General features: G+C 70.8%; 31 protein-coding genes. 28 read left to right on the top strand and 3 right to left on the bottom strand.

Going from position 1 to position 26372, the window contains the following annotated elements; translation table 11 throughout:
- Position 1: 1 nt before the first annotated feature.
- Entirely contained in the window at positions 2-2683 is a 2682-nt protein-coding gene (locus ACIBPB_RS27320) for a DUF1156 domain-containing protein (protein WP_396842292.1), read from the bottom strand.
- The gene (locus ACIBPB_RS27325) at positions 2680-6126 is read right to left on the bottom strand and encodes a helicase-related protein (protein WP_396842293.1); all 3447 of its coding nucleotides are present in this window, start codon (positions 6124-6126) and stop codon (positions 2680-2682) included. The genes ACIBPB_RS27320 and ACIBPB_RS27325 overlap by 4 nt, the downstream gene beginning before the upstream one ends.
- Before the next feature lie 369 nt (positions 6127-6495).
- Here ACIBPB_RS27325 and ACIBPB_RS27330 point away from each other — a divergent pair, with 369 nt between their 5' ends.
- The 8 genes from ACIBPB_RS27330 to ACIBPB_RS27365 all read left to right on the top strand — a co-directional run bounded on the left by ACIBPB_RS27330 (position 6496) and on the right by ACIBPB_RS27365 (position 13628).
- Positions 6496-7380 (top strand): hypothetical protein, encoded by an 885-nt coding sequence (locus ACIBPB_RS27330; RefSeq protein ID WP_396842294.1) that lies wholly within the window; start codon positions 6496-6498, stop codon positions 7378-7380.
- An 84-nt stretch (positions 7381-7464) separates the two neighbouring features.
- On the top strand, positions 7465-8511 hold the full coding sequence (locus tag ACIBPB_RS27335; RefSeq protein ID WP_396842295.1) for a DUF4238 domain-containing protein: 1047 nt from the start codon (positions 7465-7467) through the stop codon (positions 8509-8511).
- An 87-nt stretch (positions 8512-8598) separates the two neighbouring features.
- Positions 8599-8910: a hypothetical protein gene (locus ACIBPB_RS27340; protein ID WP_396842296.1), complete on the top strand. Its 312-nt coding sequence runs from the start codon at positions 8599-8601 to the stop codon at positions 8908-8910.
- A gap of 3 nt (positions 8911-8913) precedes the next feature.
- Positions 8914-10794, top strand: a complete 1881-nt coding sequence (locus tag ACIBPB_RS27345; protein ID WP_396842297.1) for a hypothetical protein — start codon at positions 8914-8916, stop codon at positions 10792-10794.
- The gene (locus ACIBPB_RS27350; RefSeq protein WP_396842298.1) at positions 10791-11021 is read left to right on the top strand and encodes a hypothetical protein; all 231 of its coding nucleotides are present in this window, start codon (positions 10791-10793) and stop codon (positions 11019-11021) included. The genes ACIBPB_RS27345 and ACIBPB_RS27350 overlap by 4 nt, the downstream gene beginning before the upstream one ends.
- Entirely contained in the window at positions 11014-11241 is a 228-nt protein-coding gene (locus ACIBPB_RS27355; protein WP_396842299.1) for a hypothetical protein, read from the top strand. The genes ACIBPB_RS27350 and ACIBPB_RS27355 overlap by 8 nt, the downstream gene beginning before the upstream one ends.
- A 3-nt stretch (positions 11242-11244) precedes the next feature.
- The gene (locus tag ACIBPB_RS27360; protein ID WP_396842300.1) at positions 11245-13458 is read left to right on the top strand and encodes a phage minor head protein; all 2214 of its coding nucleotides are present in this window, start codon (positions 11245-11247) and stop codon (positions 13456-13458) included.
- A 14-nt stretch (positions 13459-13472) separates the two neighbouring features.
- Positions 13473-13628: a hypothetical protein gene (locus ACIBPB_RS27365; RefSeq protein ID WP_396842301.1), complete on the top strand. Its 156-nt coding sequence runs from the start codon at positions 13473-13475 to the stop codon at positions 13626-13628.
- Positions 13629-13676: 48 nt separating this feature from the next.
- Here ACIBPB_RS27365 and ACIBPB_RS27370 read toward each other — a convergent pair whose 3' ends face one another.
- Entirely contained in the window at positions 13677-13943 is a 267-nt protein-coding gene (locus ACIBPB_RS27370) for a hypothetical protein (RefSeq protein WP_396842302.1), read from the bottom strand.
- Positions 13944-14307: 364 nt separating this feature from the next.
- On the opposite strand from ACIBPB_RS27370, the gene ACIBPB_RS27375 reads away from it, so the two are divergent.
- The 20 genes from ACIBPB_RS27375 to ACIBPB_RS27470 all read left to right on the top strand — a co-directional run bounded on the left by ACIBPB_RS27375 (position 14308) and on the right by ACIBPB_RS27470 (position 26044).
- A complete protein-coding gene (locus ACIBPB_RS27375; RefSeq protein ID WP_396842303.1) occupies positions 14308-16011 on the top strand; it encodes a major capsid protein in 1704 nt (567 codons plus the stop codon).
- A 59-nt stretch (positions 16012-16070) separates the two neighbouring features.
- Positions 16071-16898, top strand: a complete 828-nt coding sequence (locus tag ACIBPB_RS27380; protein WP_396842304.1) for a hypothetical protein — start codon at positions 16071-16073, stop codon at positions 16896-16898.
- Positions 16899-16907: 9 nt separating this feature from the next.
- Positions 16908-17246, top strand: a complete 339-nt coding sequence (locus ACIBPB_RS27385; RefSeq protein ID WP_396842305.1) for a hypothetical protein — start codon at positions 16908-16910, stop codon at positions 17244-17246.
- Positions 17247-17427: 181 nt separating this feature from the next.
- Positions 17428-18012, top strand: a complete 585-nt coding sequence (locus ACIBPB_RS27390) for a hypothetical protein (RefSeq protein ID WP_396842306.1) — start codon at positions 17428-17430, stop codon at positions 18010-18012.
- A gap of 162 nt (positions 18013-18174) precedes the next feature.
- Positions 18175-18513, top strand: a complete 339-nt coding sequence (locus tag ACIBPB_RS27395) for a hypothetical protein (protein ID WP_396842307.1) — start codon at positions 18175-18177, stop codon at positions 18511-18513.
- 24 nt (positions 18514-18537) lie between these two features.
- Complete coding sequence (locus tag ACIBPB_RS27400) at positions 18538-18825, top strand: hypothetical protein (protein WP_396842308.1); 288 nt, start codon at positions 18538-18540, stop codon at positions 18823-18825.
- Positions 18826-18918: 93 nt separating this feature from the next.
- Positions 18919-19926, top strand: coding sequence for an N-6 DNA methylase (locus ACIBPB_RS27405; RefSeq protein WP_396842309.1), 1008 nt, complete (start codon positions 18919-18921; stop codon positions 19924-19926).
- A 118-nt stretch (positions 19927-20044) separates the two neighbouring features.
- Positions 20045-20221: a hypothetical protein gene (locus tag ACIBPB_RS27410; RefSeq protein WP_349876193.1), complete on the top strand. Its 177-nt coding sequence runs from the start codon at positions 20045-20047 to the stop codon at positions 20219-20221.
- A gap of 29 nt (positions 20222-20250) precedes the next feature.
- A complete protein-coding gene (locus ACIBPB_RS27415) occupies positions 20251-20442 on the top strand; it encodes a hypothetical protein (protein ID WP_396842310.1) in 192 nt (63 codons plus the stop codon).
- Positions 20443-20584: 142 nt separating this feature from the next.
- A complete protein-coding gene (locus ACIBPB_RS27420) occupies positions 20585-21133 on the top strand; it encodes a hypothetical protein (RefSeq protein WP_396842311.1) in 549 nt (182 codons plus the stop codon).
- Complete coding sequence (locus ACIBPB_RS27425; protein WP_396842312.1) at positions 21130-21636, top strand: hypothetical protein; 507 nt, start codon at positions 21130-21132, stop codon at positions 21634-21636. The genes ACIBPB_RS27420 and ACIBPB_RS27425 overlap by 4 nt, the downstream gene beginning before the upstream one ends.
- Complete coding sequence (locus tag ACIBPB_RS27430) at positions 21633-22019, top strand: hypothetical protein (RefSeq protein ID WP_396842313.1); 387 nt, start codon at positions 21633-21635, stop codon at positions 22017-22019. The genes ACIBPB_RS27425 and ACIBPB_RS27430 overlap by 4 nt, the downstream gene beginning before the upstream one ends.
- On the top strand, positions 22019-22306 hold the full coding sequence (locus ACIBPB_RS27435) for a hypothetical protein (RefSeq protein WP_396842314.1): 288 nt from the start codon (positions 22019-22021) through the stop codon (positions 22304-22306). Before ACIBPB_RS27430 ends, ACIBPB_RS27435 begins: the two co-directional genes overlap by 1 nt.
- Before the next feature lie 137 nt (positions 22307-22443).
- Entirely contained in the window at positions 22444-23385 is a 942-nt protein-coding gene (locus ACIBPB_RS27440; RefSeq protein WP_396842315.1) for a PKD domain-containing protein, read from the top strand.
- An 8-nt stretch (positions 23386-23393) separates the two neighbouring features.
- Positions 23394-24176 carry a hypothetical protein gene (locus tag ACIBPB_RS27445; RefSeq protein WP_396842316.1) on the top strand — a complete coding sequence of 261 codons (783 nt, stop codon included), beginning with the start codon at positions 23394-23396 and terminating at the stop codon, positions 24174-24176.
- A complete protein-coding gene (locus tag ACIBPB_RS27450; RefSeq protein ID WP_396842317.1) occupies positions 24173-24718 on the top strand; it encodes a hypothetical protein in 546 nt (181 codons plus the stop codon). Before ACIBPB_RS27445 ends, ACIBPB_RS27450 begins: the two co-directional genes overlap by 4 nt.
- 5 nt (positions 24719-24723) lie before the next feature.
- Positions 24724-24978, top strand: coding sequence for a hypothetical protein (locus tag ACIBPB_RS27455; protein ID WP_396842318.1), 255 nt, complete (start codon positions 24724-24726; stop codon positions 24976-24978).
- Positions 24978-25409, top strand: coding sequence for a hypothetical protein (locus ACIBPB_RS27460; protein WP_396842319.1), 432 nt, complete (start codon positions 24978-24980; stop codon positions 25407-25409). Before ACIBPB_RS27455 ends, ACIBPB_RS27460 begins: the two co-directional genes overlap by 1 nt.
- Positions 25410-25421: 12 nt before the next feature.
- On the top strand, positions 25422-25772 hold the full coding sequence (locus tag ACIBPB_RS27465) for a hypothetical protein (protein ID WP_396842320.1): 351 nt from the start codon (positions 25422-25424) through the stop codon (positions 25770-25772).
- A 44-nt stretch (positions 25773-25816) separates the two neighbouring features.
- The gene (locus ACIBPB_RS27470) at positions 25817-26044 is read left to right on the top strand and encodes a hypothetical protein (protein WP_396842321.1); all 228 of its coding nucleotides are present in this window, start codon (positions 25817-25819) and stop codon (positions 26042-26044) included.
- The last annotated feature ends 328 nt before the right edge of the window (positions 26045-26372 follow it).

Below are 26372 nucleotides of genomic sequence, written 5' to 3' on the forward strand. Positions count from 1 at the left end.
CCTACAGCAGGGTCCCCTGCGTCCCACGGCTCGACGTGATCACGTCGGCGGCCTGAGCGAGCGCGTCCTGACTACCGGTCAGGCCGAGCAACATCGTTCGTTCCCGCTCGCCCTCCGGCAGCACCTCCGCGAGGGCGCGGGCCATCGACCAGAACGCCCGATCGCTGGCCATCCCTGCCTCGGCGAGGAGGGCTTCGAGTTCCTTCCTGCGGCCGGCGTCCCACAGCAGGCACGCCTGATGGAGGACGTCGATGACGAGTGGGTTCGTGCCGAGCTTCATGCCTCTGCGGTCGTCTGGCTGGCGAAGCGAGATACTCCCTCCGCTTCTCTCGACGAGCCCGGAGGGGCCTTCGTAGTTGCCGAGATCTATGTCGAAGGCGCGCTCAAGCTTGTAAACCTCATCGGCCGGGACCGCCTCACCGTCGTACGCCCATCGCCACGTGAGGTACAGCAGCGACATGTTGTCGAGGGCGGAGATGGACACATCGCCGAGCAATCGGGCCATGGCGGTCCGGGCGACAGCCTCCCGCGCGAGGGCCATGAGGTCGGGAATGCTGACTTCCTGACCGGAGAGGCGCACAACCTTCTTGTACCGCGCGAAGACCTCGAAGGCAGGGCCAACCGCGGACGCGAAGTAGTCCGCTCCCACCAGCCCCATGCCGGCGAACTGGTCGAGCCGAGCCGTGAGCCTCTCTTCGAGTTCCCGGACTACGTCGTCGAAAAACGCCTCACCCTGGGACTCGGCCTTCCGGCAGACGAGGACGATCGACGAGCCGAGGACGGCCTTGACCCCGGACGTTGCCCGGCCTTCGCGCTCAGAGCGCATCGGCCACGAGGTCGTCACTGTGAGGCCGGCGCTGCGGAGCGCCATCAGAAGCTTCTCCCAGGCCACCACGTCGGTGTGTGCGAATACGAGCGAGACGACGCCCGACGGCTTCACGACTCGGGCGATCTCAGTGAGCGAGCGGCTGAGCCTGCGCTCGAACTCGCTGGCAGGGATGTGCCGCGGGTGCGACGGGGCGCACCTGTTCTGTACTACTTCCTCGTCCTTCGGGGTCCACCGCGTAACGAACAGCAGCGGATAGAGGTGTCCGACACTCCGCTTCAGCCACACATAGAAGAAGTCGGACAGGTCGGAGTACATCACCGAGAAGTAGTAGGGCGGATCAACGATGACCGCGTCGAACTCCTCGTCGTCGAACGGCATCGACTGTGCATTGCCGCGGACAACCCGGGCGGGCGTGCGCGAGGTCTGCGCGCAGTGAACGATCGCTAGCCGCATCCACTCGACGGCGCCATCCCATGAGCCCGGCCCATCCAGCAAGGGGTTGATCTCAACGAAGTCCCAGACCATCCGGATGGCCTGCTGTGGGAAGGTGCTACGTGCAAACTCGCCACCCGATGCCCAGGAGGTGAATGTGGAGTTGTAGTCGGCGATGCGATCGACCGTCAGCCCGAGGTACGTCGCGAGAGCCTTCGCCCGACCTGCTTCCACTCCCGCGTCGAGCATCGCCACGTGGGCCGCGCGCACCGCATCCGTGAATGCTGCAAGGACGGCGAGTTGGCGAGCGTGGAACATCGAACGCCATGTGGTGTACCCATACGGAAGCTGCTGGAGGTTCCTGTAGCCGATCTCGTCGATCGGCTCGTCTGGCAGCGCACTAGTGCCATCGTCAAGGTCGGGAAGCTTGTCCATACGCGCCCCGAGCGATGGGAGATCGACTTGCTCAGCCTCGCTGGGATCTCGGTATGAGCGGGCTTCGCTGGGATCCCGATGGCTGCGGGCGATGCCTCCGTCCATGACAGCGTAGAGGCGATAGCCGAAGTTGTTCCGCTTCGCCCACCGTCGCGTGTCGGGTCCGCTCTGCGCCCACCCGCAGAGGCAGGTCACGGAGCCGGCCTTGACCGTTCCGAGATCCGGCTTCTCACTCCCCGGTGCGTCCGTACGCACCATGAGTGCGTACGAGCGTGGAGCACCGGGTTGAAGCATCGGCTTCACCCATGCATGGCGGCGATCGCCCTTTGCCAGCCACCAAGACGTGACCAGCGGGATGTCCGCTCTGCAGTCGGGGTTACCGCATGTCATCGTTCGGCACCAGAAGTAGATCAGCGGTCGCCGTCCGCGCGGACCTACGGGGAACAATGCGGCTATCTCGCCGGATACCCGGTCCTTCACCCACTGCGCCCAACTGGCGAAGTCGGCGCTCAGCGAATCGCCCCCTGCAGGCAGCCCTGTCCCGTACCGCTGGGGGTAGTCGAGCGTCGCAAGCTCGACGAGATGCGCAACCGGGTTTAGGTCAAGTGCGGTCGTGTCGCAACCGAGGCGGACGGCCTCCAGTGGAATGGAGCCGCCGCCGGCGAAGCAGTCGAGCACCTTCGGCGGCGTCTCGCCGAAGGCGTCGGTGATTGCGTCTCGGAGGGGTCGCAGTACCTCCGCCTTGTTCGAGTTCTCGAAGCGTGCGGCGGTACTGATTGCGTCAAGCACCGTCTTCCGTTCGCTGTCGTCGTCTGGGGCTGGCACAAGCGAACCGACGACGACCGCACGACTCATCGCCAAGGGGCGCCTGGCCCACCAAAGGTGCGACGTGGAGATGTTGCCGTGCCTGAGCGACTTCTCGCGGCCTGCCTCGACGTTCACCCGGTGGATCGGCAGTTCTTCTTCAATGAGGCGCCGCTTGATCATGCAGGTGTGTCCTTGGCTGCGTCGATGACGGGTTCCGCCGCGACGCCGAAGCGGACGTCGAGGTTGGTGGTGAACTTCCCTGCGAGGTTACGGACCGGGTCCTGCACCCGAAGGAGACGCGGATCGGAAGATGCGCAGTCGAGGACAACGTACAGCCAGTAGTCGGGGCCGAGTTCAACGGCCTTCTGGTACTCGCCCCACGTGAGCTCGACACTGCCGACGCCGGCCCGTCCCTTCACCTCGATGCACCGACGCTGCGTGCCGTTCAGGGTGGAGAGGAGGTCGAAGCCGACGTTGTCCCGTTCGACGGATACGACCACGACCGCCGGGTGGCGGCCCTCCTCATATTTGGTGGCGACCCGGACGGCGATCGCCTCAATCTCCGGGTCCGACAGCCCCCGCCGGTCGTTAGCCCCGACAGCGGCAGTGTTGCCAGGCGGGACGGTCACGCAGGTGCCGAGCACACGGACGGGACCGCGGGTGACGCTCCTGGCGCGGTCGGTCTCGGCGAGGCGGGTGTCACGTTTTGCCTGGAGTGTGGCCTTCGCGAGCTCGGCTTTGCGCAGTCGTCCTTCGGCGCCTTGGACGCCCTTGTCCACCTCTACCTCGGCATCGTCAATCGCTGTGTCTGCCTCAGCGAGGAGCGCCGTGAACGATCGGCGGAGGAAATCGGCCTGGATGCTGACCTCGGCTTCGCGCTTCGCAACGGAGTCTTGGTACCGATTCTCGAGGACGTGCTGGCGTGCCCACATGGCCGTTGCGTCCTGCTCAGGGACGGCCAAATCTGCTGGGGACAATGTGCGCCGATCCGGCAGGGCGAGGTCGTAGAGCGACTGGAAGTCTGCCTGTCGATTTACGCCGGCGATGTCGGTCACGATGGCGTGCATCGACCGGTAGGCCAACTCACCGTTGCCGTCGACCACATCGCCCTCGACGAACCGCACTACCCGGGCGGCGTCGGCGTCGGGGTCGACGAGGACGCAGCCTGCCTTGAGGGCGTCCCGCGCGCGCTCCGAGGCCCAGTCGACCAGTGCGTCGAACAACGGGTGCCCGGGCCCACACAGTTCGGGCGGCGGGAGCTTCGCCTCGTCGTCGCCGCGACGCGGACGTGCGAGGACGGCCTTGTCGAACGTCAGCCTCCCGTACTCGGGTGCGATGCGGCGGAGCGAGCTGTTGGCACGGGACTTCGCGACGAGGACGTCCGGGGTCCGGGTAATGCGCCAGGTGCCCGGGTCCAGGCGGCGGTCGACCTTTCCGCCAGCCGCAGTGATGGCGTCGGTGAAGAACCGCTCGAAGTAGCCCGGCGGCAAGCGCCGCTCGGACGCGCGGTCGGCGCGAGCCTTGGTGGCCTCCCAGTCGAGGAAGTGGGACGCCAGTGCGTTGTCGGCGAGAAGCTTTTCGGCCCGTTCGCGCAGCTTTGCCCCCAGCTCTGGGCCTGGTCCGCCGAGGAGCTCGACGGCCTCGTCCGGGTCCCGATCGCCGGCCACGACCTGGTCCATGAGGTCCTTCAGCCGGACCCCGGCGAACAGCTCGCCGATCACGTCGAACACTGCGTCGGGCAGCGTTTCGCTCATGCGTTCGAGCTTCTTCAGCAGTGTTGCGAGCACCTTCCCTTCGCGGGTGTTCTCGGCCACGAGGTTGAACACGTACACGTCCTCGGTCTGGCCGATGCGATGGATGCGGCCCATCCGCTGCTCGAGGCGGTTCGGGTTCCAAGGGATGTCGTAGTTGACCATGAGATGGCAGAACTGCAGGTTGATGCCCTCGCCAGCGGCCTCGGTGGCAACCATGATCTGCGCGCGCTCGCGGAAGAGCCGCTCTTGCTCGATTCGCTCGGCGAGCCTCAACCCGCCATGGATGGCGGCGACCTCGAAGTCCTTGGAAAGGACCTCGACGAGCATGTCGAGCGTGTCCTTGTGCTCGGTGAAGATGAGCAGCTGCTTTGTGCGGTCGTCCCGCAGCTTCAGCTCCTGCACAACGTCGAGGAGCTCGGTGAGCTTCTTCTCGGCACGAGCCTCATCGAGCGCAACGGCCATGTCGACCAGCGGCTGGAGGAGCTGACGTTCGGCTTCGAGCTCGAACACCGTGCCGGGAAGCGACGCCGCGAGGGCGTCCTCCTCCATCTTCCACAGGTCCTCCTCGGTCAGGTCCTCGACCTCGTCTGGGTCTAGAGGCTCGACGACCGACTTGCCCTTGGCCTTCGCCTTCTCCATCCGGGCGCGTAGGTACCCCTCCGGGTCCTCGAGCGCCTTCTCGATCCGTTCGAGGCGCCGCTCCAGGGTCCGGCGGATCGCGCGCGCCGAGGAGGCGAGGCGGCGCTGCATGGTCGTGAGCGCGAACCCGGCCGCGTTCTTGGAGCCGTCCCCCTTGATTTCTGCCAGGCGGGTCTGCACGAAGTCGGTGACCTCATCGTACAGCCGCTTTTCGTCGGTGCCATCCTCAAGGGTGTACGGGACAGTCTTCGGGTGGCGGGGCTTGAACAGCTTGTTGCCGGCCATGTCCCGCATCCCCTCCTTGGGGACCTTTCGGTAGGCGTGCTCGGGGACCTGGACGTTCTTCGGGCACCGGTCGCCAGCGGCATCCATGTCGAGCAGCCGAAGTAGCGACCACAGCGATGCGTCTTTCCCGGAGTGCGGTGTCGCTGTGAGCAGGAGTAGGCGGTGCGCCTTCCGGGAGATGCTCTCGGCGGCCTTGTACCGCTCGGACTTCTTCTCGATAAACCGGCGTGCGTCGACCTGGACGGTGTAGCCGTGGGCCTCGTCCACGATGGCGAGGTCCCACGCGAGTTCGGCGGCGTCGAAGGCTTCCTTGGCCCGGCCGGTCTTCAGGAAGTCACGGGAGACGATGCACCGGTGGAAGTGGTCCCACGGGTTCTTCGACGGGTTTGCCTCGAAGGTTGCCGAGTCGATGAGGTCGAAGTCGAGGTCGAACCGTTCCTTCAGCTCCCGTGCCCACTGCGGCCGCAGGTTCGCCGGGGTAACGATCAGGATTCGATCAGCACTTCGGCGAAGGTCAAGTTCCTTCACGTACAGGCCGGCCATGATCGTTTTCCCGGCGCCCGGGTCGTCCGCCAACAGGAAGCGGAGACGGGGCTGGGATAGGAATGCGCCGTAGACCGCGTCCAACTGGTGCGGGAGCGGCTGCACGTTCGACACGGCCAGCGCGGCGTAGTCGTGGTTGAACGCGGTTCGGATTCTGCGAGCCTCGACGCCAAGTCGGAACAGCGCGGGGTCGCCATCGAACCGGGACTTGTCCGGCTCGTCCACGACCTGCAGGTCTGGGACGTCACCCTCAGGCAGAGTTAGCTGGCCGAACCCCCCTGCGGGGGTCTCGTACAGGAACTCCCAGAACGGACCGGGGGTCACCGCCTTCAGCGTGACCGTCTCACTGGCCCCCGGGAGGCGGACCTTAGCGCCACGTGACAGCCGACTCGGGTCGAACATGCCGCCTACCTGTTCTTCCCGGACCGCGTAATCATGGCGACACTGTACTCAACGGGCAGGCAGCTCAGCCGCCCCCGACTCTCGTGGTCAGGCCCCGGATCCTGCCCTGAGCCGAGGGGTGGTGGCGCGTACCGTGAGGAGCCCTCCGCACCGCGTTCAGCAGGGAAGCTTGAGCAGTTCTGCGAGCAGGCGACCCGTCGCGCTGGCGACGCTGGTATGCGCTGTCGGAAATCTGATAGGGGGCAGTGTTGCGGCGCCGAGCCAACGAGCGGCGAGTGCGATGTCGCTCCGCCCCTTCGGTGTCGGTGGCCCCCATTAGGTTGTCCGCGCCGCGGTGGAGCGGCTAGCCCCCAGAGAGACGGTAAGCCCATGATCTCGATTGAACTCGGCAACGACGACCGGCTGTACGTGCAGGCCGTGCAGCACATGCTGCGGCTCTACCCCGGCGTCGGGGGCGCACACATCAGCCTGCGCTTCGAGGTCAGCCGACAGAGCGACGCACCGACCGCCTCTCCGTTCAAGGTGTCGGCGCTGCTGTACCTGTGCGGGACGTCGGGCCAGGACCAGAAGCTGCTGGGCGCTCTGGAGGTGGAACAGCCCGTGAGCCCGCAAGTGCGTTCCAGCCAGTTGGAACTGGTCGGTTTCGTCAGCGACGAACAACTGCGGGTCATCGAGGAGCTGCGACGTGGCGATGACGTGCACCTGTACGCCAACGTCACCGTGACCTCGGTTGTGGGTGATCCGCCCATCCTGCATGTGAAGAGCGGCGGGGGCCGCTTCCACATCGGCGTCGGTGAGTGGTTGAAGCAGCTGGAGCAGGTGGACGCCGGCACGTTCATCGAGGTGCTGGTGCCGATGGTCGGTGGGGCCGACTTCGCCATCGCGACAGAGGAGCTACGGAAGGCTCGGACGCTGCTGCGGCAGAACAACATCGAGGCGGCGCTGCTCGGTGCCCGCAAGGCGCTGGAGCCGATCCGCAAAGCCGAGCGGACGGCGGCCATCCAGCGGAAGACCCTCGAGCGGGAGAGGGCCAATCCGGAGCGGCTCGTGGAGGAGAAGCGGACGCTGCCGGAGCGGTTCGCGTTCATCGTGGAGGACCTAGCCAGAGCCCTGTCCGGCGCGATGCACAAAGACCCGGTGACCAAGACGTTCGAGTACACCCGGGGGGATGCGGTGATGCTGGTCGCGGCGACGGCGGGGGTGCTCGTCCGCGTGGCCGAGCAGCGGCGATGGAGCTCGACCGCCGAGGGATAGCGCAGTCGGCCTCGACCTCCGGCTCGACACCACGTTCCCCGCAGGTCGGCCCCTACTATCGCAGGCCAGAGAGACGGACATCCCATGACGAAGCCATCCGACAGCGGCACAGGCCGGGCGGAGCCGCGCCGCAAGCGGCATCACTACCTGCCCGAGTCCTACCTGAAGGCTTGGGCCGACGGGAACGGGCAGGTCGCGGTGCGCCGCAGGGACCAGAATGTGCCGTTCTTTACAGCCACCCACAACGTCGCCGTAGAGGCCGACCTGTACGCGCTTCCGACCGATGCCGGGTTGGACGACGCGCTCGAGGTAGCGCTGTCGAAGATCGAGGCACCGTTACGGGGCCACCTGGCCGATTTGCGCGAGGGCGCCAAGGCGCGCAGGGGCACGGCGGTCCGTACGGAGATCAGTCGCCTGCTCGCGCTGCAGCTCGTCCGAACCCCGGAGCACCTAGACCGTTTCCTGTTCCCGCTCGCCGCCGCCGAGTTCACCGGCGAGCGCCCGATCAGTCGCGATGGCATGCGCCGGTTTCTTACGGATGAGTACCTCGGTGAGCCGCCGGCCGAGCCGGAGCTCCAGGGCGCCCTGGATTTCGCGAACTATGTCCTGTCGCAGGGCGAGCCGACCAAACGGGAGATCTTCTCGATCCTCTTCCGGATCGCCGACGAGGAGTTGACGCCCCGGCTGGGAGCAATGGCATGGGCTGTCGAGATAAGCCCGCGGCATGCGTTCGTCACCACGGACCGGCCGGTCGCTGTTTGGCGACGGGACCCGCACAGCCTCAAGCGAATGGGTGCTGGGCTGGAGAGTGCTGACGAGGTGCGGTTTCCGCTCGGACCGCACCACCTCCTCGTGCTGCGGCCCCGGTTCCCGGAGCACCGCACAGTGGTGGAGCCCGACCGAGTCGCAGGGGTGAACCGGCACCTTGCCGCCGCATGCTACGAGATGGTCATCGGCCGCCCTGCGGAGAGAGCGGACTTGGAGCGCTTCAAGCTGCGGCGGGTGCGCCCGGCGATGCGGTTCAACACTGGGCCGTTGTTCGAGACGGACCCAAGCGGCGGATCCGTTCCCACCGGCCGCGAAATCCTTCACATGTACGTCCCCTACGACGACGAGGTCGACACGGGCTGACGAGCACCTTGGCGTGAACTGGCGCCGACCCGACGAGGGAAGCGCGGCTATCCGGTCGCAATGCCTCCGCCTATGCTCATATCCGTGATGAGCCTGATCGAGATTGTGGTGGTGCTCTTCGCCGTCGCCCGCGTGACCAGACTGGTCACCGCCGACGAGATCACCCGCCGACCCCGGGAAGCGATCGTGAAGCGGCTGGCCGAAGGTAGCCCATACGCCTACCTGCTGTTCTGCCGCTGGTGCCTGTCCGTGTGGATCGCCGCGCCGGCCGCCGCGGGCTGGTGGCACCTCTCCGAGTTGCCCCGCTGGTCGGGCTACTGGTGGCTCGACATGCCAACGGTTGCGCTGGCCATGTCGTACGCGACCGGCCTGCTGGTGCGCGCCGAGCCGGAGGAGTAGCGCATGGGGTGGTGGGGCACGAAGCCGAACGTCGACAGCGCGGTCGGCAAGGCGACAGCGGTCATCGCGTCGGCGGCGAAGATGCGCTACGACTCCAGCGGCAGCCTGCGCAAGGTCACCAAGCAGCAGTGGCAGGACGAGGCGTGGCGGCACTACGAGGAGTGCGGCGAGTTCGCGTTCCTGGTCGACCTGATCGCGAAGGCGATGGGGCGGGCCCGGCTGTACATCACGCAGGTCGACGACGAGGGCCGGCCGATGGAGACGCCCGACCAGGCGCCGGCCGGCGTCAACGAGACGTTCCTCGGCGGCCCCAGTACCCAGGCCGAGCTGCTGCGCGACGCCGGCATTCAGCTCGGTGTGCCCGGCGAGTGCTACCTGATCGGCGAGCCGGAACGCGACGCGGAAGGCAAGGCCACCGACCGGGAGCGGTGGTTCATCGCGTCGGTGGAGGAGCTGACCGAGCGGGCCGGGAAGTACGTGCTCGACCAGGGCGACGGGGCGCGCGAGCTGGAGTCCGACGAGACGGTCATCGTGCGGATCTGGGTGCCGAGCCCCCGCAAGCACGCGCTGCCGTCCAGCCAGGTGCAGTCCAACCGGCGGGTGCTGCGGCTGATTGAGCGGCTGACGCAGTACGTGCAGTCGCAGATCGACTCCCGGCTGGCCGGGGCGGGCATTCTGCTGCTACCCAACGAGCTGAGCTTCGTCGCGCCCGAGCAGGAGGAGGACGCCGAGGATGGGGTGTCGTCGTTCCTGTCGACGCTGACGGAGGCGATGACCACTGCGGTGAAGGACCGCGACAGCGTGGCCGCCCTCGTTCCGATCGTGGTGCAGGGCCCCGCCGAGCACTTGGAGAAGGCGCGGCTGCTCAGCTTCGCTACTGAGCTGAGCAGCGCCGTGCCGGCGATGCTGGACGGCGCGATCCGGCGGCTCGCGCTGGGCCTGGACGCCCCGCCGGAGATGCTGCTGGGCATGACCCAGGCGAACCATTGGGGCGCCTGGATGACCGACGAGGCGACGATCAAGTACCACGTCGAGTCGAAGCTGGAGCTGTTCTGCGCGGCGCTGACCGAGCAGATGTTGTGGCCGGCGCTGGAAGGCGCGCAGGGTGTGGCCGACGCGCGCCGGTGGATCGTCTGGTACGACACCAGCGAGCTGACGCAGACGCCGGACAAGGGCGCCGACGCGAAGGACCTGTACGGGCTGGGCGAGCTGTCGGGGGATGCGCTGCGCCGCGAGACCGGGTTCGGTGACGGCGACAAGCCGACGGACGAGGAGCGGGAGCTACGGCGGCTGCTGGAGATCATCCGCACGGTGCCGGCGGCCGGGCCGCTGCTGGTGACCCGGCTGCTGGAGGTGGCCGGGGTGAGCGTGCAGCTCGACCCGGAGGCGTTGAAGCGGCAGCCGGCCTCCGCCGAGCTGCCCGGCGGCGGCGAGCCGCCCGCCGACGAGGAGCCGACGACGGAGCCGCCGCCGCCCGGCGACACCGAGGACCGCGGCCCGCCCGAGCAGAACGCGATCGCCGCCGCGGCGGCCGGGCCGATGAGCGCGCCGTTCGTCGCCGCGTGCGAGGTCCTGGCGCTACGGGCGCTGGAGATCGCCGGCAAGCGGGCGCTGGGCCGGGAGAGGTACCGGCACCAGGGGTTGAAGGCGTGGGAGTACCACACGGTCCGGCCGGTCACGCCGGCGTCGGTGCCCCGGTTGCTCGAGGGAGCGTGGACGGCGGTGCCGGCCGTCGCGGCGAAGCTCGACGTCGACGACGAGAAGCTGACGGCGGCGTTGACCGCGTACGTCGGCGGGCTGCTCGTCACGGGCGCCCGGCACGACGTCAACGAGCTGCGCGAGCACCTGGCCGCCACCGTCGCCGGGGAGCTGGTGCCGGCATGAGCGCCACGATCCTCGCGCCGGACCTGGTGCAGGCCCACGGCTACGCCTGCCAGCGGTCCGGGCGCGGGAAGGGCTGCGAGCGGCTGCGGTGGACGATCTGCCGCACCTGCGGCTGGTGGGGCGACCTGTGGGAGGGCGACCAGCCGCCGCTGACCGACGCCGGCCACCTGTGCGACCCGGAGACGGTGGCGCGGCGCAACGAGGCGAGGAGGAGAACCGATGGCTGACCCGGCGAACGTGTCCCTGACCCAGCTGACCGACTGTTTCGCGGCGGCGGGCATCGACCTGGGGACCGACTTCGTGAAGCTGGAGCTGCACGACGACGTGCTGATCGTGGAGCGGCTGATCCGCACCCCGGCCGGGCTGCCGGTGTCCCGCCCCGACGGCGGCGTGCAGACCCAGGGCGTGCAGATCCCCGTGGTCGCCGACCCGCCGGCGGGAGGCTGAGCCGTGGCCGAGCCGGACCCGTGGCTGCCGCTGCGCCTCGACCACGAGGCGCGGGTGGTGGCCGCCGAGCGGCGGATGCTGCGGGCCGCCCGCGCGGCGCTGCGCGCCTGGCTGCGCGACGCGCGGGCCGTCACGCTGCCGGTCACCGCGGCGGCCCTGCCGCCGGACCCGAGCGCGCTCTCCGGCGCCGGGCAGGCGTGGTTCGAGGCGATGACGGTGCACCTGCTGCCGGCCGCCGAGCAGACGTTCCTGGCGGGCGTGGCCGACGGAGGCGGCGACGTCGAGCTGCTGCGGGTCGCGCAGATGAAGGACGAGTACCTGGCGGCGCTGCCGAACCGGCTGGCCGGGGTGCCCGACAGCGCGTGGCAGCTGGTCGTCGCGGCGGTCGCCGAGCTGACCGGCGAGGGCGCGAGCGTGCCGCGCATCCGTGACGCGATCGAGGTGATCCTGGGCGAGCGGTCCTGGGAGGACCGGGCGGTGACGATCGCCCGGACGGAGACGATCGGCGCGTACAACGCGGGGACGCTGACCGCGTGGCTGACCGCCGAGCAGGTGCTCGACGAGAAGCTGGACAAGGTGTGGGTGGCCACGCACGACGAGCGGACCCGGCACGACCACCGGGACGCGGACGGGCAGCGGGTCGCCCTGGACGGCGTGTTCATGGTCGGCGGGGCGCCGATGCGGTACCCGGGCGACCCGGCCGCGCCGCCCGGGCAGACGGTGAACTGCCGCTGCACGATGATCGAGGTGGAGGCCGACGAGCCCCTGCCTGTGGTCCCGAAGCACCCGTGGCCCCGGCGTGACCGGGCCACCGGGTTGGACATCACGGTGACGGCGGCGGCAGCCGCGAAGGGTGGCAAGCAGATGGCGACGTGGAAGGGGACGCTGGCGCCGCTGGGTGCCAAGTCGGGTGACCGGCGGATCTTCGCGGCGGACGGCGAGTGGTCGTTCCGCGAACTGCCGCTGGCGCTGAGGTGGGCGCGCGAGGACGCCCCCGGGCACGAGGGCGCGGTGACGATCGGCCGCATCACGACCGGTGAGGTGCAGAAGACGAAGCTGGTCGGCGCGGGCGACTTCATCGACGCGGTGCCGGAGCTGGGTGAGGCGCTGGAGCTGCTGCGCCAGGGCGTGCTGTTCCCGTCGGTGGACCTCGACGACTTCGAGTTCGTGTTCACCGACGCGGATGGCAAGCCGATCGAGGAGATGTCCGACGAGGAGTGGGAAGCCTTCATGGAGGCCGGCGAGGAGCCGTACATCACGGTGACGAAGGGCCGGGTGATGGCGGTGACGTTGGTCGGGACGCAGGCGTTCATGGAGGCGAAGCTGGAGCTGGTCGACGACGAGCCGGCCGACGGCGAGCCCTCCGATGAGGCCGAGCCCTCCGATCAGGAGGAGGAGCCGGTCGCCGCGGCCGGCGCGGCGGCGAAGAGCAAGCAGGTCGCGCCGCTGTACCCGCCGACGGCGTGGTTCGACGACCCGGGCCTGACCGAGCTGACCCCGATCACGGTGACGGCCGACGGACGGGTGTTCGGGCACCTCGCCGACAGGGACTGCCACCTGTCGTTCCTGACCGGCGGGCAGTGCGTACTGCCGCCGGACGAGGGCGGCTTCGACTGGTTCCACCGGCCGGAGATCCAGACCGCCGAGGGGGACCTCGTGGCGGTCGGACACATCACGGCGGCGACCGGGCACGCCGACCTGTCCGCGAGCGCGGCGGCCGCCGTGGAGCACTACGACGACACGGGCACGCAGGTGGCGGTGGTGCGGGCCGGCCGGGACGCCTACGGCACGTGGGTCGCCGGGTCGCTGGTGCCGGAGGCCACCGAGGAGCAGGTGCAGCTGCTGCGCCGGTCGCCGCTGTCGGGGGACTGGCGGTGGATCGGCGGGGCCAGGCAGCTCGTCGCGGCGCTGTGCGTGAACGTGGGTGGCTTCCCGGTGGTGCGGGGTCGGTCCGCGGGTGGCCGGGCGTACGCGATGGTCGCCTCCGGCTGGACCGGCTGGCACCCGTCCGACCCGGACGCCGGCCGGCGTCCGGAGACGCCGGCGCTGTCGCCGGCCGCCCTGGACGCGGCCGTGCGGCGGGCGGTGGCGGCCGGGTTCGCGGCCGAGCGGCAGCGCGTCGCCACCGCGACGCAGGCGGACCGGATCGCCGCGTCGATCGGGCGGGACCGCAAGACGCTCGTGGCGGCGCTGACCGCCACGGTGCACGGCAAGTAGGGGAGGAGGAGTCGATGGGCTGCAACTGCGGCGGGAAGCGGCGCAGCACGGTGTTCGTGCTGTCCTACGGGGATGGCCGGCAGGGCGGCGAGTTCACGTCGAAGACGGACGCGGAGATCGCCGACGTGCGCAAGGGTGGCGGCGGCACGATCCGCCAGGTGCAGAAGTAGAGGGACGGTGCGGTGCCGGATGGGGCACCGCACCGCCTCGCGTCTATGTCACGGGCCGCCACCCCCCTCGGGGGGTTGGGCGGCCCCGTCGGCGAGCTGCCTTGACTCAGCTGTCGCCTCGGGTTGCGCGGGTTGGCCCTGAGCCTCAACACGCCGGTGGAGGCCGTCAGGGGGTGCCGTGTACTTGAAGTGGAACGCAACGGTTTTCCAGTCGATCTCGACAGATCCGCCGTTCTTCTCGATCCGCCTCACCAGCAGGAACGCGAGAAGTATCAGCGACAGCGGGATCGCCAGGGGAGTGACCGCGGCGTACATGCTCGCGGTGACTCCCACAGTTGCGGGCCTAGCTCTTCGTCATGGGCATGGTCGTGAGCCCACCTTCCGCTCGTAGGAACCGGTCGATTGCTGGACCGGACTCACCACACGGACAGGCTCAGAGATTTGTGTTTACGCCTCCCCGTGTCGGCGCAAATCTTATGGAGGCGGGGTGAGGCCGCCACCGATGCGCCGAGGACCCCAGACCTCACCCAGGCCCGAGATCCCTTGGTTCCCCAACATGGTGCAGCCCTCGCTGCCTTGATCGGAACTCGGTCCGGCTGCGTTACGCTGTCGGCTGAACCACCGATGCTGGCTGCGGGCCGGTCGGGGATGAGATCCCTACCGTGCTGAGGAGCCGACGGTGGACTTTCAGATCCCTCCGAGCCTGGACGGGCTCGACCTCGACGCGCTGACCGAGCTGGAGAACCAGGCCGTCGCGGCGTTCGATGCTCTCCGCGACGACACGGCCCTGGACGCCGACGGCCTCGCCCGGCTGCGCGAGCTCGCCGCCTTCGTTCAGTCCGTGCGTACCGAGCAGGCGCGGATCGAGCAGGCGGCCGAGCAGGTCGCCTCCGAGCTGGACGACCTGACCGCGACGGTGCACGGCGCTCCGGAGGGCGGCGATGGCGACGGTGACGAGGGCGACGGCGGCGAAGCCGAGGAGGAGCCGGCCGAGGAAGAGCCGGCGGAGGAGCGACCGGCGGAGGAGCCGGAGCAGCCGGCGCAGCAGCAGCCCACGCCGGTCGTCGCGTCGCTGGCGCGCCGGGCGGCCCGCCGTCAGCCGAAGCCGAAGGTGACCAGCGCCGGTAAGTCGGCGGTCATCAAGGCGGCGGCCGACGTGCCGAACGTGCCGCACGGGCACGTGTTCTCCTCGGTGTCGGAGGTCGCGTCGGCGTTCGACGACAAGTTCGCCGGCTTCCCGCGCGGGGTGGGCGTCGCGACCCGCATCAAGCAGAACGTGGCCCGGGTGGAGCTGCCCGTCGACCAGGCGCTCGTCGCCGGGGGCCGGGGCCTGACCGATATGGAGCTGGTGGAGCTCGCCGCGTCGGAGTCGCGGCTGTCGGGTGGCAACCTCGTCGCGGCCGGCGGATGGGGCGCGCCGTCGGAGACGCTGTGGGAGCTGTGCGAGGGCCTGGAGACGACCGAGGGCCTGCTGGACCTTCCGGGCATCACGATCCCGCGGGGCGGCGGTATCAAAGTGCCGGCCAACCTCGACTTCCGCGACCTGTACTCGGGGATCGGCTTCGTGCAGACCGAGGCCGACAGCACGGCGGGAGTGGACAAGTCCTCGTACCGGGTGCCGACCGTGAACTGGGCCGAGACGCGCCTCGAGGTGGATGGGGTGCAGATCGAGCAGGACATCGTGCAGAACGCGGTGTGGCCCGAGCTGACCCGGGACGTGGTGCGGCGCACGCTGACCGCCCACGAGCACAAGATCAACGCACGGCTGATCCAGCGGATGGCCGCCGCCCCAGGCCAGTCGACGCAGTTCGCGCTGACCCTCGGCGGCGACGTCGACGGCGACGAGACGACCACCGCGCTGCTGGGCGCGATCTCCCTCGCCGCGACGGACTACCGGTACCGGTACCGGCTGAGCCGCCGGCAACTGCTGGAGTGCGTGGCGCCGCTGTGGCTGATCGACTGGATCCGGGCGGACATGAGCCGCCGGGCCGGCGTGAACTACCTCGACGTGACCGACGAGCAGATCACGGCGTGGTTCACCCGTCGGCACCTGCGGCCGCAGTTCGTCTACGACTGGCAGGACGGGTACGCCGACGCGGGCGGCAACGGCTTCGGCGGCAGCGCCGCCCCGGGCCAGTGGCCGGGCACCGCGGACCTGCTGATCTACGCGCCGGGCACGTGGGTCAAGGGCTCCAAGCCGATCATCGATCTGTCGGCGGTCTACGACAGCACGAAGCTGAAGGACAACGAGTACATCGCGCTGTTCACCGAGCAGGCGACGCTGCTGGTGAAGCGGTGCTTCGTGTCCTACAAGGTGAGTGTGCCGCTGTGCCCGACGGGCGTCACCGGCAGCACCGTGGCGTTCGACTGCTCGGCGGCCTGAGCTACCCGTTTGGTCGGGGCCGCGCCGGGCGCGGCCCCCAGCCGGTGAGGAGATGACGGGTGACGCAGCCCCTGGTGTATGTGGACGCCCCGGCGACGACGCCGTACCGCTTCGGGCTGTTCGCGGCAGCGGCCGTGGTCGACCCGGCCGACCAGCGCGAGTTCCAGGCCGGGGTGGAGTGGGAGCCGCTGTGCGTCGACGCGCCCGCGCCGACGAGCGCCGCCGCGGCCTCGGACCCGAACCGGGCGCCGATGGCGGTGCCGGACGGGGTGCCGTCGGTGAAGTCGGCGGTGATCCGGCTGTACGCCGGCCTGACCGGCCGGTCGGTGGCCCGGCCGGACCTGCTCGACCGGGCGCGGCGGGCGATGGGCCAGGTCGAGCAGCAGTCGCTGGAGCACTACGTCTGGACCGGCGAGGCGGGGAGCGAGGAGTTTCTGGCGGCGGCCGACACGGAGGTCCTGGCGGGCTCGGACGCGGCGCCGGTGCCGCTGGAGGAGGGTGTCGGCCGGCTGGAGGCGCACATCGCCGACCGGGCCGGCGTGCTCGGCGCGCTGTGGGCACCGCGGTGGACGTCCGGGTGGTTCCAGGGCAAGGGCCTGACGCGGATCGAGGGTCCGCGCATGGTCGCGCCGCTGGGCGACCCGATCGTCTTCGCGCAGACGACCGGCGTCGGCCCGGGCGGCGCGGCGCCGGGTGGCGACGAGGCGTGGCTGTACGCGACGGGGCCGGTCATGGTACGGCGGTCGGCGGTGTTCCTGCCGAAGCTGCCGGAGGCCCTGGACCGCAAGGACAACGAGGTGTTCGCCGTCGCGGAGCGGTTCTACACGGTGGGGTGGAGCTGCACGACGGCGGCGGTGAAGGTCAAGCTGCCGGGCGTCCCGGCGTAGGAGGGTGACATGGCGGTGATCTACCCGAAGGACCGTGCGGACGCGCAGGTCCTCGCGAAGCAGCTGCTGGCGGCGGCCGGCGAGGAGCGCCGCTTCGAGGTGCAGACGACGACGGACGGCCCGGTGGGGCTGGCGTTCGACGTGCCCGACGACCTGGCGGACAAGGTGCTGAGCTCGGGCGACGGCCGGCAGCGTGTGGAGGCTCCCGCGGAGGCTCAGGCCGCCGCGCCGAGCACGTCGGCTGACGCCGGGGCCGACGGGTCCGGGGCGGACGCCGAGCCGGCGGACGGTTCCTCCCAGCCGCCGGCGAAGGCGTCCCGGTCGTCGCGCTCCTCGCGGAGCAGCTGACCGGAGCCCCACGTCCCGGGCCGCGCCGCCTCACCTGGTCTCTTCCCCGTGCCAGGTGGGGCGGCGCTTTCTGTGTGACCCGCTCCACGGTCCGAGGCGTACATAAAATTTGTACGCGAGGCTGAAATTCGCATACAATGAATGTGTACGTCACGCGCTACCCCTACAGGAGGGCTGAGAGATGGAGAAGCGGGTCAACGAGCTGGCCACCGAGTTCGGCGTCGAGGCTGAGGCCGCCGACCAGTGGGGCCTGATCGCCCAGCTGGCGCGGGCGGTGGTGGAGGCCGAGCGGGAGCTGGAGCGCCACGCGCGTGAGCTGACCGGCGCGACCGAGGACGCGGTGGTGACCGCGAAGGCGGGCGACCTGCGGACGTCGGTGCGCGGCGACCTGCTGGCCGCCGTGAGCGACAAGGCGGGGGCGGTGGACGCGGTGCTGATGAAGGTGGCCGAGCGGCGGCAGGCCCTGGCGCTCGTCGCGGAGAGCGTGAAGGCGGCGCGGCCGAAGCCGGCGCCCGAGCTGGCCGAGCGCGACGAGGTGACCTGGACGCTGGGCCGCAGCGAGCACCGCGGCAAGGTCGACCAGGTGATCGACGGCCGGGTGTGGGTGATCGACCGCGAGAACGAGGTGACCTGGGTGCTGCTGGCGAACGAGCTGACGAAGGTCGAGCCGGCGAAGCTGGCGGAGCACGCCGACTGCCGGGGCTTCGACAGCCAGGACCAGCACTGGCACTGCCACACGCACGAGCTGTACGAGCAGCCCTGGTGAGCTGAGCGGCCTGACGCCCCTCGCGCCTGACGGCGCGGGGGGCGTCGTCGTTGTGTGGCCCGCTCCACAGCCGGGCGCGTACATAAAACTTGTACGCGGGCCTGGCGGTCGCATACAATGAAGTTGTACCGCAAAGCGCCCCGACTGCGTGAGGAGAGCCCGATGAACCCGATGGAGCTGAACGTGACCGACGAGCGCGGCCGGCGGGTGCTGAGCTGGGCGGACACCGTGACCATCAACCGGCTGAACGCGATCACGGAGGCGCTGCAGGAGGCGATGCGCCAGCCGGTCCGCCGCCCGACCGAGGAGGAGGACCGGGCGCTGCTGGCCCACAACCGGCGGGTGCGCGAGCACAACGCGCGGGTGCTGGCCGAGCGGGAGCGGGTGGAGCGGGAGCGGCAGGCGCGGGAGAACGCGCGGGAGACGGCGGCGGTGCGCAAGCGGCTGTGCGACAGCTGCTTCTGCGAGCTGCCGGCGTCGGGCGTCTGCGGGATGTGCTGAGCGAGCGAGACGAGAGAGAGGGAGATGACCGTGGGCATCGAGCTGATGGAGACCGAGGCGACCGCCGAGCAGTGGGAGGTCGTCGCGCTGTCCGAGGTGGAGGACGGCGACGTGCTGTCGTTCGACCTGGCGGCGCTGGCCGAGCGGCGGCACGAGAGCGCGCCGCGCGTCGACTGGTCGCGGGTGATGGAGGAGGCCGCCGCCGTGGCGGGCACGGACGACCTGGGCGAGAGCGTGCGGGTGGACTTCTACGACCTGGCCTGCCCGACGGTGGTGGGCGTCCCCGAGATGGAGCTGTTGCGGCTGGCCTGAGCCGCCCGAGCGCCCCCGCAGCCGAGCTGGCTGCGGGGGCGCTGCCGTTCCCGCCGGCGGGCAGGCCGCCGGCAGTTCACGTGGAGGAAGAGCATGACGACAACGACGGTGGCGCGGCGCGCGAACGCCGTGCCGGCCGACCCGCGCGAGCACGCGCGGGCGATCGCCGAGGCGGTCGACGAGGCGTGGCACGGCCGGTACGGCGGCTCGCGGATCGAGGTGCCGATGAGCGTGGTGGCCGCGCTGGCGCTGGTGGCCCGGGAGGCGCCGGGCCCGGAGCAGCTGGACCGGCTGGGCGAGGTCGCCGAGCGCCTCGACCCCGAGGGGTTCACGCTGCTGATCCAGCGGCTGTGGTGCGAGTTCGCGGCGCTGCGGCCGGACCTGAACCCGCGGACGAAGCACCTGTGGTCGTGGATCGACGACGAGCCGGACGAGACGACGCAGCGGGCGATCCACGCGGTCGGCCAGGCGGCGCTGCGGCGCGGGGTGCTCGGCCGGTTCGGGCCGGACGGGTGGGGCGACTACGACCTGCTGGGGACGCTGCTCCAGCAGATGAAGAGCCACGGCGGGCGGAAGGGCATCGGCCAGTTCCTGACGCCGGTCGACGTGACGGAGCTGCTCGGCCGGATGGCCGCGCCGAAGGAGGGCGATCGGATCCTGGAGCCGTGCGCCGGCACGGGCACGATGTTCCTCGGCGCGGCCCGGGCCATGCGGGAGAACGGCCTCGACCCGACGACGTGCGAGTGGTGGGCGAACGACCTGGACCCGCTCGCGGCGGCGCTGTGCGCGGTGAACCTGCACCTGTGGGGGCTGGGCTGGCGGGTGGTCGTCGGCTGCGGTGACGGCCTGCTGGACGTGTGGATGCACGAGGCCCTGGAGCACCGGCAGATCGCGATCGACGAGATGCGGCGGGCGTGGAAGCTCGCCATGCAGATCCGCGCGGTGCGGAACGTGCTGGAGCTGCCGACGCCGGAGGGCGACCTGGAGCGGCACCTGCGCCGGGCCCGGCCGAAGCCGCCGCCCCCGCCGCCGCCGGCGCCGGCGCCGGACTCGTCGACGTTCGACGCCGAGGCGGTGTTCCGGCAGGGCCAGCTGTTCTGACCGGCCGGTTGTGTGACGCGCTCCACGACCCCCCGCGTACATAAAACGTGTACGCGGGGGAGCCGGTCGCATACAATGAAGTTGTACAGCACGCGCACCCTGAGTAGCGGAGGCGGAGATGGAGAAGCTGGTGGAGCTCTTCGAGGTGACGGAGCGGCGTGGCGGGGCGGTCTACCGCACCCGGTACGTGCGCGACGAGTGGGTGGACGTCGACGCCCGCGCGCCCGAGGGCTTCGTCTACGCCAACAAGTCGACGAGCTACGAGGGCCGGACGCTGCGGATGCGCCGGGCCTGACGGGGTGCCGAGGACGAGGAGAGGTTGAGATGGGCAAGAGGACGATCCAGGCCGGCAAGCGCGCTGCGGTGCAGTGCAGGCCGGGCGGCCACTGCTACGACGGCGAGAACCGCTGCGTGCACTGCCGCGAGCACTTCGGTGACGGGCACCAGCCGGACTGCCCGCACGTGGACGGGCCGGTCGACGAGTGCGACGCGCGGCCGGCAGACGTCGACTGGTGACTGCGCAGGCGGGGCTGGGCGGGTGCCCGGCCCCGGTGCGGAGTTCCTAGTGGGCTCTGGCTGTCCGGTCGCCATTGACGATTGCGGCCGGACAGGGCAAGGTTACTGTCCGAGTAGGACCCGGTTCACGTGGAGGTAAACCATGGGTCTACGCGCGCTGGTCGGCACCGAGGGTGCCGACGGTGTGTACGTGGCGCGGGGCGTGCAGCACGACGGCTGCCCGACGATGGTCGTCCCGGCCCTGTCGGTGCTGCTGCACGAGCTGTGCGGTCACCGTCCGGAGAGGGCGGCGGCGGTGCTGCTGCAGAACGACTGGTCGCGGCTGTTCGCGGTGCCCGGCACCGGACCGAGCGGCCGCACGGTCGGCGTGCCGTCCGAGGGCTACCCGGTGCAGACCGGGCGGATCGCCGAGGCCCGCGCGGGCGACCGCGAGTGGGCGTACCTGTTCGGCGGCCACCGGCTGCACGTCTACCTGGGGGTGTTCCCCGAGCGCGGCCCGAAGCGCTGGGAGGCGTGGGCGTGCTGGTCGCTGCACGAGCTGGGCGACCTGACGCAGCTGGACCTGCTGGAGGTCCAAAAGGCGGGCTACGCGGCGCAGTGGCGGGCGTCCGACTACCGCGGCTACATGGAGGCCGTCCGCGAGGCGGCCCGCGACTCGACCCGCATCCGGCTGATGCAGGCGGGGCGATGAGGGCGCTGGTGGGGCAGTTCGCCCCGGGCGGCGGCCGGTGGTACCGGGCCCGCCCCGTCGACCTAGAGGGCCAGCCCAGCTGGACGCTCGCGCAGATGCGGGCGATGTGGGGCGGCCGCTTCCAGGGGAACACGGCGCGGCTGGTGCAGGTCCTGCTGCGGCGGGACTGGTCGGTGCTGGCCGCCACGGGCTGGCCGGCGCAGGTGACCGAGCACAACCCGTGCGAGTGGAGGTACGTGTCCGGCGTCGGGCGCGGCGTCCACGAGGGGCGGTGCGGCCGGGCGCTCGTCGGGCAGCTCGGCGAAACGCCGGCCGCCGACGAGCGGTGGGCCTACCTGTGGGAGCACGAGCTGGGGGCGCTGCACGTCTACGCGGCGCACCGCGGCCGGTGGCACCACCTGGCGACCCTGCCCGCCGAGGTGTGGGCCCGGCTGACGACGCAACTGGTGATCGACGTGGAGGCCAGGTTCTGCTGGCTGGAGCGAGAGGAGACGGCGGCGTGACCGTCGAGACGAGGAAGCAGGCGGACCCGACGGTCCGGACCGAGGAGTTGCAGCGCCGGGACCAGGTGCTGCTGTTCGGGCAGGTCGTGGAGATCGCCGACGTGCAGGAGGTGCGGGACTTCCCGACGTGCGTCAACCTGGTGATCCTGCCGACCGGCGGGCAGCCGAGGGAGACGCTGGTGCCCCGGGACATGCTGCTGCTCGGGCTGCGGCTGCCCCGGCTGCTGCCGACGCCCTGCCAGGGCTGCAAGTGCGTGGTGCAGCTGCCGGTCGACCTGGCGCACGGGATGCCGCCCGCCGTGCTGTGCGGGCGGTGCCGTGGCCGGATCGTCGAGGGCACGGCGCAGTGGACGCAGCAGCCGGTCCCGGCGGGGAGGTACTGATGAACAACGTGTTGAAGGCGCTGATGGCCGACAGCGAGGAAGAGCGCCAGAAGTACCTCGACCGGGAGACGCTGCTGTACGCGGTGCAGCGGCAGATCACCTGCATGCGGACGGGCGTGGTCCTCGACGTCGACAAGGCGGTGCTGGCCACGACGATCCTCGGCGAGAAGCGGGGCGCGTGGGTGCTGACCGGTGAGGCCTGGGACGAGATGGAGGAGTGGACGAAGGCGAAGGTCGCCGAGATCGGCGCGACGCTGGAGGTGATCGACGGCCGGAAGCTGCGCTGACGGCCGCAGAGAGCGGGGCCGCACCCATCGGGTGCGGCCCCGCTCCGCTTTGGCGGGGCCCTGTCTCGGCTACGCTGGCGGGGTATTCGCCGCTGGCTGCGGGCCGGGCATGGACCTTCGCTGTTGAGGGATGCCTGATGACCGCAGTGTGCGATACCCCGGTGAAGGGGAAGATGCTCCGGGCCACGAAGCTCGGGGTGTGCGGCGACCCGATCCTGGGCGCCGGAGGATGGCCGACCCACGTCACGTCGAAGGGCTTCGTCAGCGTCGAGTACGCGGCCGAGGTCGACGACGGCGAGGAGATCGACCAGAAGGACGCCAACGGGGACCCGCTGGTCTACGAGCCGGCCCGGCGGCGGATCAAGCTGTACAACGTGACGGTGACCTGCGGGCGGGTCGACCCGGAGCTGTACACGCTGTTCACCGGGATGCCGGTGGTGCTCGACGAGGACGGCAACGCGACCGGCATGCGGGTCACGTCGGCGGTGAACCTCGACTCGGCGGTGGCGCTGGAGGTGTGGTCGGGCACGCAGCTGAAGAGGTGCGTGGCCGGCGCGATCCAGCGGCCGAGGTTCGGGTACTTCCTGCTCCCGCAGATCATCGACGGGCAGATCGGGGACTTCACGATCGAGAACGGGGCGGCGAGCTTCACGCTGACCGGCAAGGCGATCGAGAACCCGGGCTGGGGTGTCGGGCCGTACGACGTCTACCTGCGCACGACGGGCGTGGCGGCGCTGATGGACCCGATGGGCGACCAGGACCTGCTGCACCTCGACTGGACGTACCTGCCGCCGCCGGCGCCGACGTGCGGGCTGACGGTGCGGCCGCCGGACGGCACGGTGGTGGCGGACCCGGCGGACGCGACGAACATGACGGCGCAGTTCACCGCGACGTACGTGCCGGCCGCGCCGGACCAGGCGTTCTCGGTGGATTGGGGCGACGGGGCGTCGTCGGCCGGTCCGGCGGCGGACGCGACCGTGAGCCACAAGTACGCGGCGGCCGGCACGTACCTGGTGACGGTCACGCACACGTCGAGCGGCGCGCAGCGCTTCAAGTCGTTCGTCGCCCCGGCTGCCTGAGGTAGACGGTGACGCAGCCGGCGCGGACCGGCCCGTGCGCGTGGGAGCTGAACACGGCGTACTGCAAGGGCTGGGACCAGTACGACGAGGCGGTCCGGAAGGCGGCCACGGATCTCGCGACGGAGGTCCTGTGGGCGCTGTCCGGCCGCCGGTACGGGCTGTGCGACTCGACGGTGCGGCCGGTGCGGCGCGGCGACAGCGAGGCGTGGCGGCGGTGGGAGTCGTGGCTGGAGCTGCCGTACGGCGGCAGCTTCGCGGTGACGTACTGCGGCTGCCCGGTGGGGGCGTGCGCGTGCGGGCCGGTCGGGCAGGAGCTGAGCCTGCCCGGCCCGATCAACGCGGTAACCCGGGTTGTCATCGACGGCCAGGAGCTGCCGCCGGAGGCGTACGCGGTCTACGACCGGCGGTGGCTGGTGCGGATCGACGGGGAGAGATGGCCGGCCCGGCAGGACCTGACCGCGGCCGACGACCAGCCGGGCGCGTGGACGGTCACCTACCAGCGCGGCGTGCCGCTGCCGGCGGGCGGGAAGGTGGCGGCCGGCGCGTACGCCTGCGAGCTGGCGAAGGCGCTGGTCGCGGACACGACGTGCCGGCTGCCCCGGCGGGTGGCGTCGGTGGTGCGGCAGGGCGTGCAGCAGACGTTCGTCGACCCGGCACAGCTCGTGCGGGACGGGATGACCGGGCTGCCGGACGTCGACCAGTGGCTGCGGGTGGTGAACCCCCACCGGCTGCCCCGCGACACGGTGGTGTGGTCGCCGGACCTTGATCGTGGACGGAGGAGGACGTCGTGACGGAGCCGGTGATCGAGCCGCAGGACGACGTGGCGTGGCCGGTGGCGGTGAAGCTGCGCGAGCTCATCGGCGGCGCGCTGGACGGCGCGCTCGGCGGCACGCCCGCCGTGGTGGCGGTGGTGCCGGGCCGTGACGTGGCGATCGACTCCTGCTGCGAGGGCCAGGCGTGGGTGCGGATCGTGCGGACGTACCCGGTGCTGCCGGAGGAGTTCCCCGGCGGGCGGGGCACGCCGCTCGACGAGGGCGCCGACCCGGGGGCGTTCTGGGCGGTGGAGCTGGGCGCGGGGACGGCCCGGTGCGCGCCGAGCCCCGACGACGCCGGGAACCCGCCGACCGCCGGGCAGCTGGAGAGCAGCGCGGCGGAGCTGGCCGACGACGCCGGCCGGATCCGCCGGACGGTGCTGTGCGAGCTGAAGGACCTCGCGCAGGTCGAGTCGGTGTGGATCGGGGAGCAGTCCAGCGTCGGCCCGTCCGGCGGCTGCGTCGGCCAGGAGGTCCTGGTCGCGGTGATGACCAACGTGTGCGTGTGCGACGAGGAGTGAGGGCGATGCGCAAGGGCCAGAAGGTGACGGTGCGGGCGCTGACGGCGATGCCGGGCGTGCCGGACGGGTCGGTGCAGCACGTCGAGTGGGGGCCGCGGCTGGCCACGCTCGTGGAGGCCGGCCGGTACGAGGTGCTGGAGGGTGAGGAGGCCGAGCAGGCGGCGACCGTCGACCTGGAGCCGCCGGACGCCAGCCAGCCGACGCCGGCGCCGACGGTGGACGCCGACGGGGACGGCAAGACGCGGAGGACGCGCCGCTGATGGCGGTCCGGGTCAACACGCGGCTGGACCTGTTCGCCGGCGAGATGCGTCAGCTGCTGACCGGCTCGACCGGGCAGGTGGTGTCGTTCATCCGCAGCGTGACCCGGAAGGTGCGGACCCGGGCGGTGCTCACGTGCCCGGTGGACACCGGCCGGCTGCGGTCGGCGCACCGCGAGGAGGTCGGCGTGCGGGCGGGCCAGGTGTACGGCTTCGTCGAGAACGAGGTCGAGTACGCGGCCGCCGTGCACGACGGCACGGGGGCGCACCTGATCCGGCCACGGCGGGCCGGCGGGATGCTGCGATTCGAGACGGGCGGCCAGGTGGTGTTCACCAGCCTGGTGCGCCACCCGGGGACCAGGCCGCAGCCGTGGCTGCGGGAAGCGATGGAAGACGTGGCGGGCCGGGAGGGGTTCCGGCTCGTCCGCAGGTAGGGAGGAAGCAGGATGCGGGAGTTCACGACCAGCGCGAGGGTGGCGAAGCAGGACGGCGGCGAGAAGAAGCTGCCGGACGTGCCCTTCAAGCTGGACGGTGTGGAGATGGTGTGCCGGGCGCCGAAGGACGCGCAGCTGGCGTACCTGATGGCGGCGGCGTCGTCGAGCCGGTCGGAGGCCGACCAGGTGGCGGCGGTGCTCGACTTCTTCGAGCAGACGCTGGACAAGGCGAGCCTGGCGGTGTTCCGGAAGCGGCTGCTGTCCACGGAGGACGAGTTCGACTTCACCGATGCCATGGGGATCTTCACGCACGTGTGTGAGGAGTGGTCCGGCCGCCCTACTGGATCGGGCAGCGCCTCCTGACCCTGGCGGTCAGGCGCTGGCCCGAGTTCCACGGGACGCTGCTGATGCGGACCGGCCGGGAGCCTCTGGACCTGCCGCTGCCGTCGCTGCTGGACGTGATCTACGCCTGGTGGGTGGAGGGCGGCGACGAGAAAGAGGTGGCGAAGTTCCGGCAGCGGCTGGAAACGCCGCCGGTCGACGCCGAGCTGGAGGGTCGCGAGGATTGGTCCGACGAGGCGACCGACCAGAGCTTCGCCCGGGCGCTGTCAGGCTCCAGTAGCGGCGTGGCATAGGCGCCGCGAGGCGGGCTTTGGCGCCGACGCCGGTCCGGGGCCCAGGCGAAACAATGCGCGCCGGGCCCCGGTCGACGGGTTACTCGAGCCAGCGACGCAGCAGCCAGGCAACGAGTTGCCCCAGAGCGACCCGCGCCAGGACCGTCACCGCCGTACGGGCACGGCGCCACCAGGGTGACCCGTACCTCCTGCTGGCTGTCGGGGTTGCATTGCCGACTTCATTGACCGCCGCCACGTTCTCCTCGATTCCTCGCGCCAGCTGCCCGTGGGGCAGTCCGGCTGTTCCGAACTCAGTCGTAGTCCAGAATCGAAGTGCGGAAGAAGCCCT

It is taken from the genome of Micromonospora sp. NPDC049836 (assembly GCF_044465125.1).
Lineage (GTDB): Bacteria > Actinomycetota > Actinomycetes > Mycobacteriales > Micromonosporaceae > Micromonospora.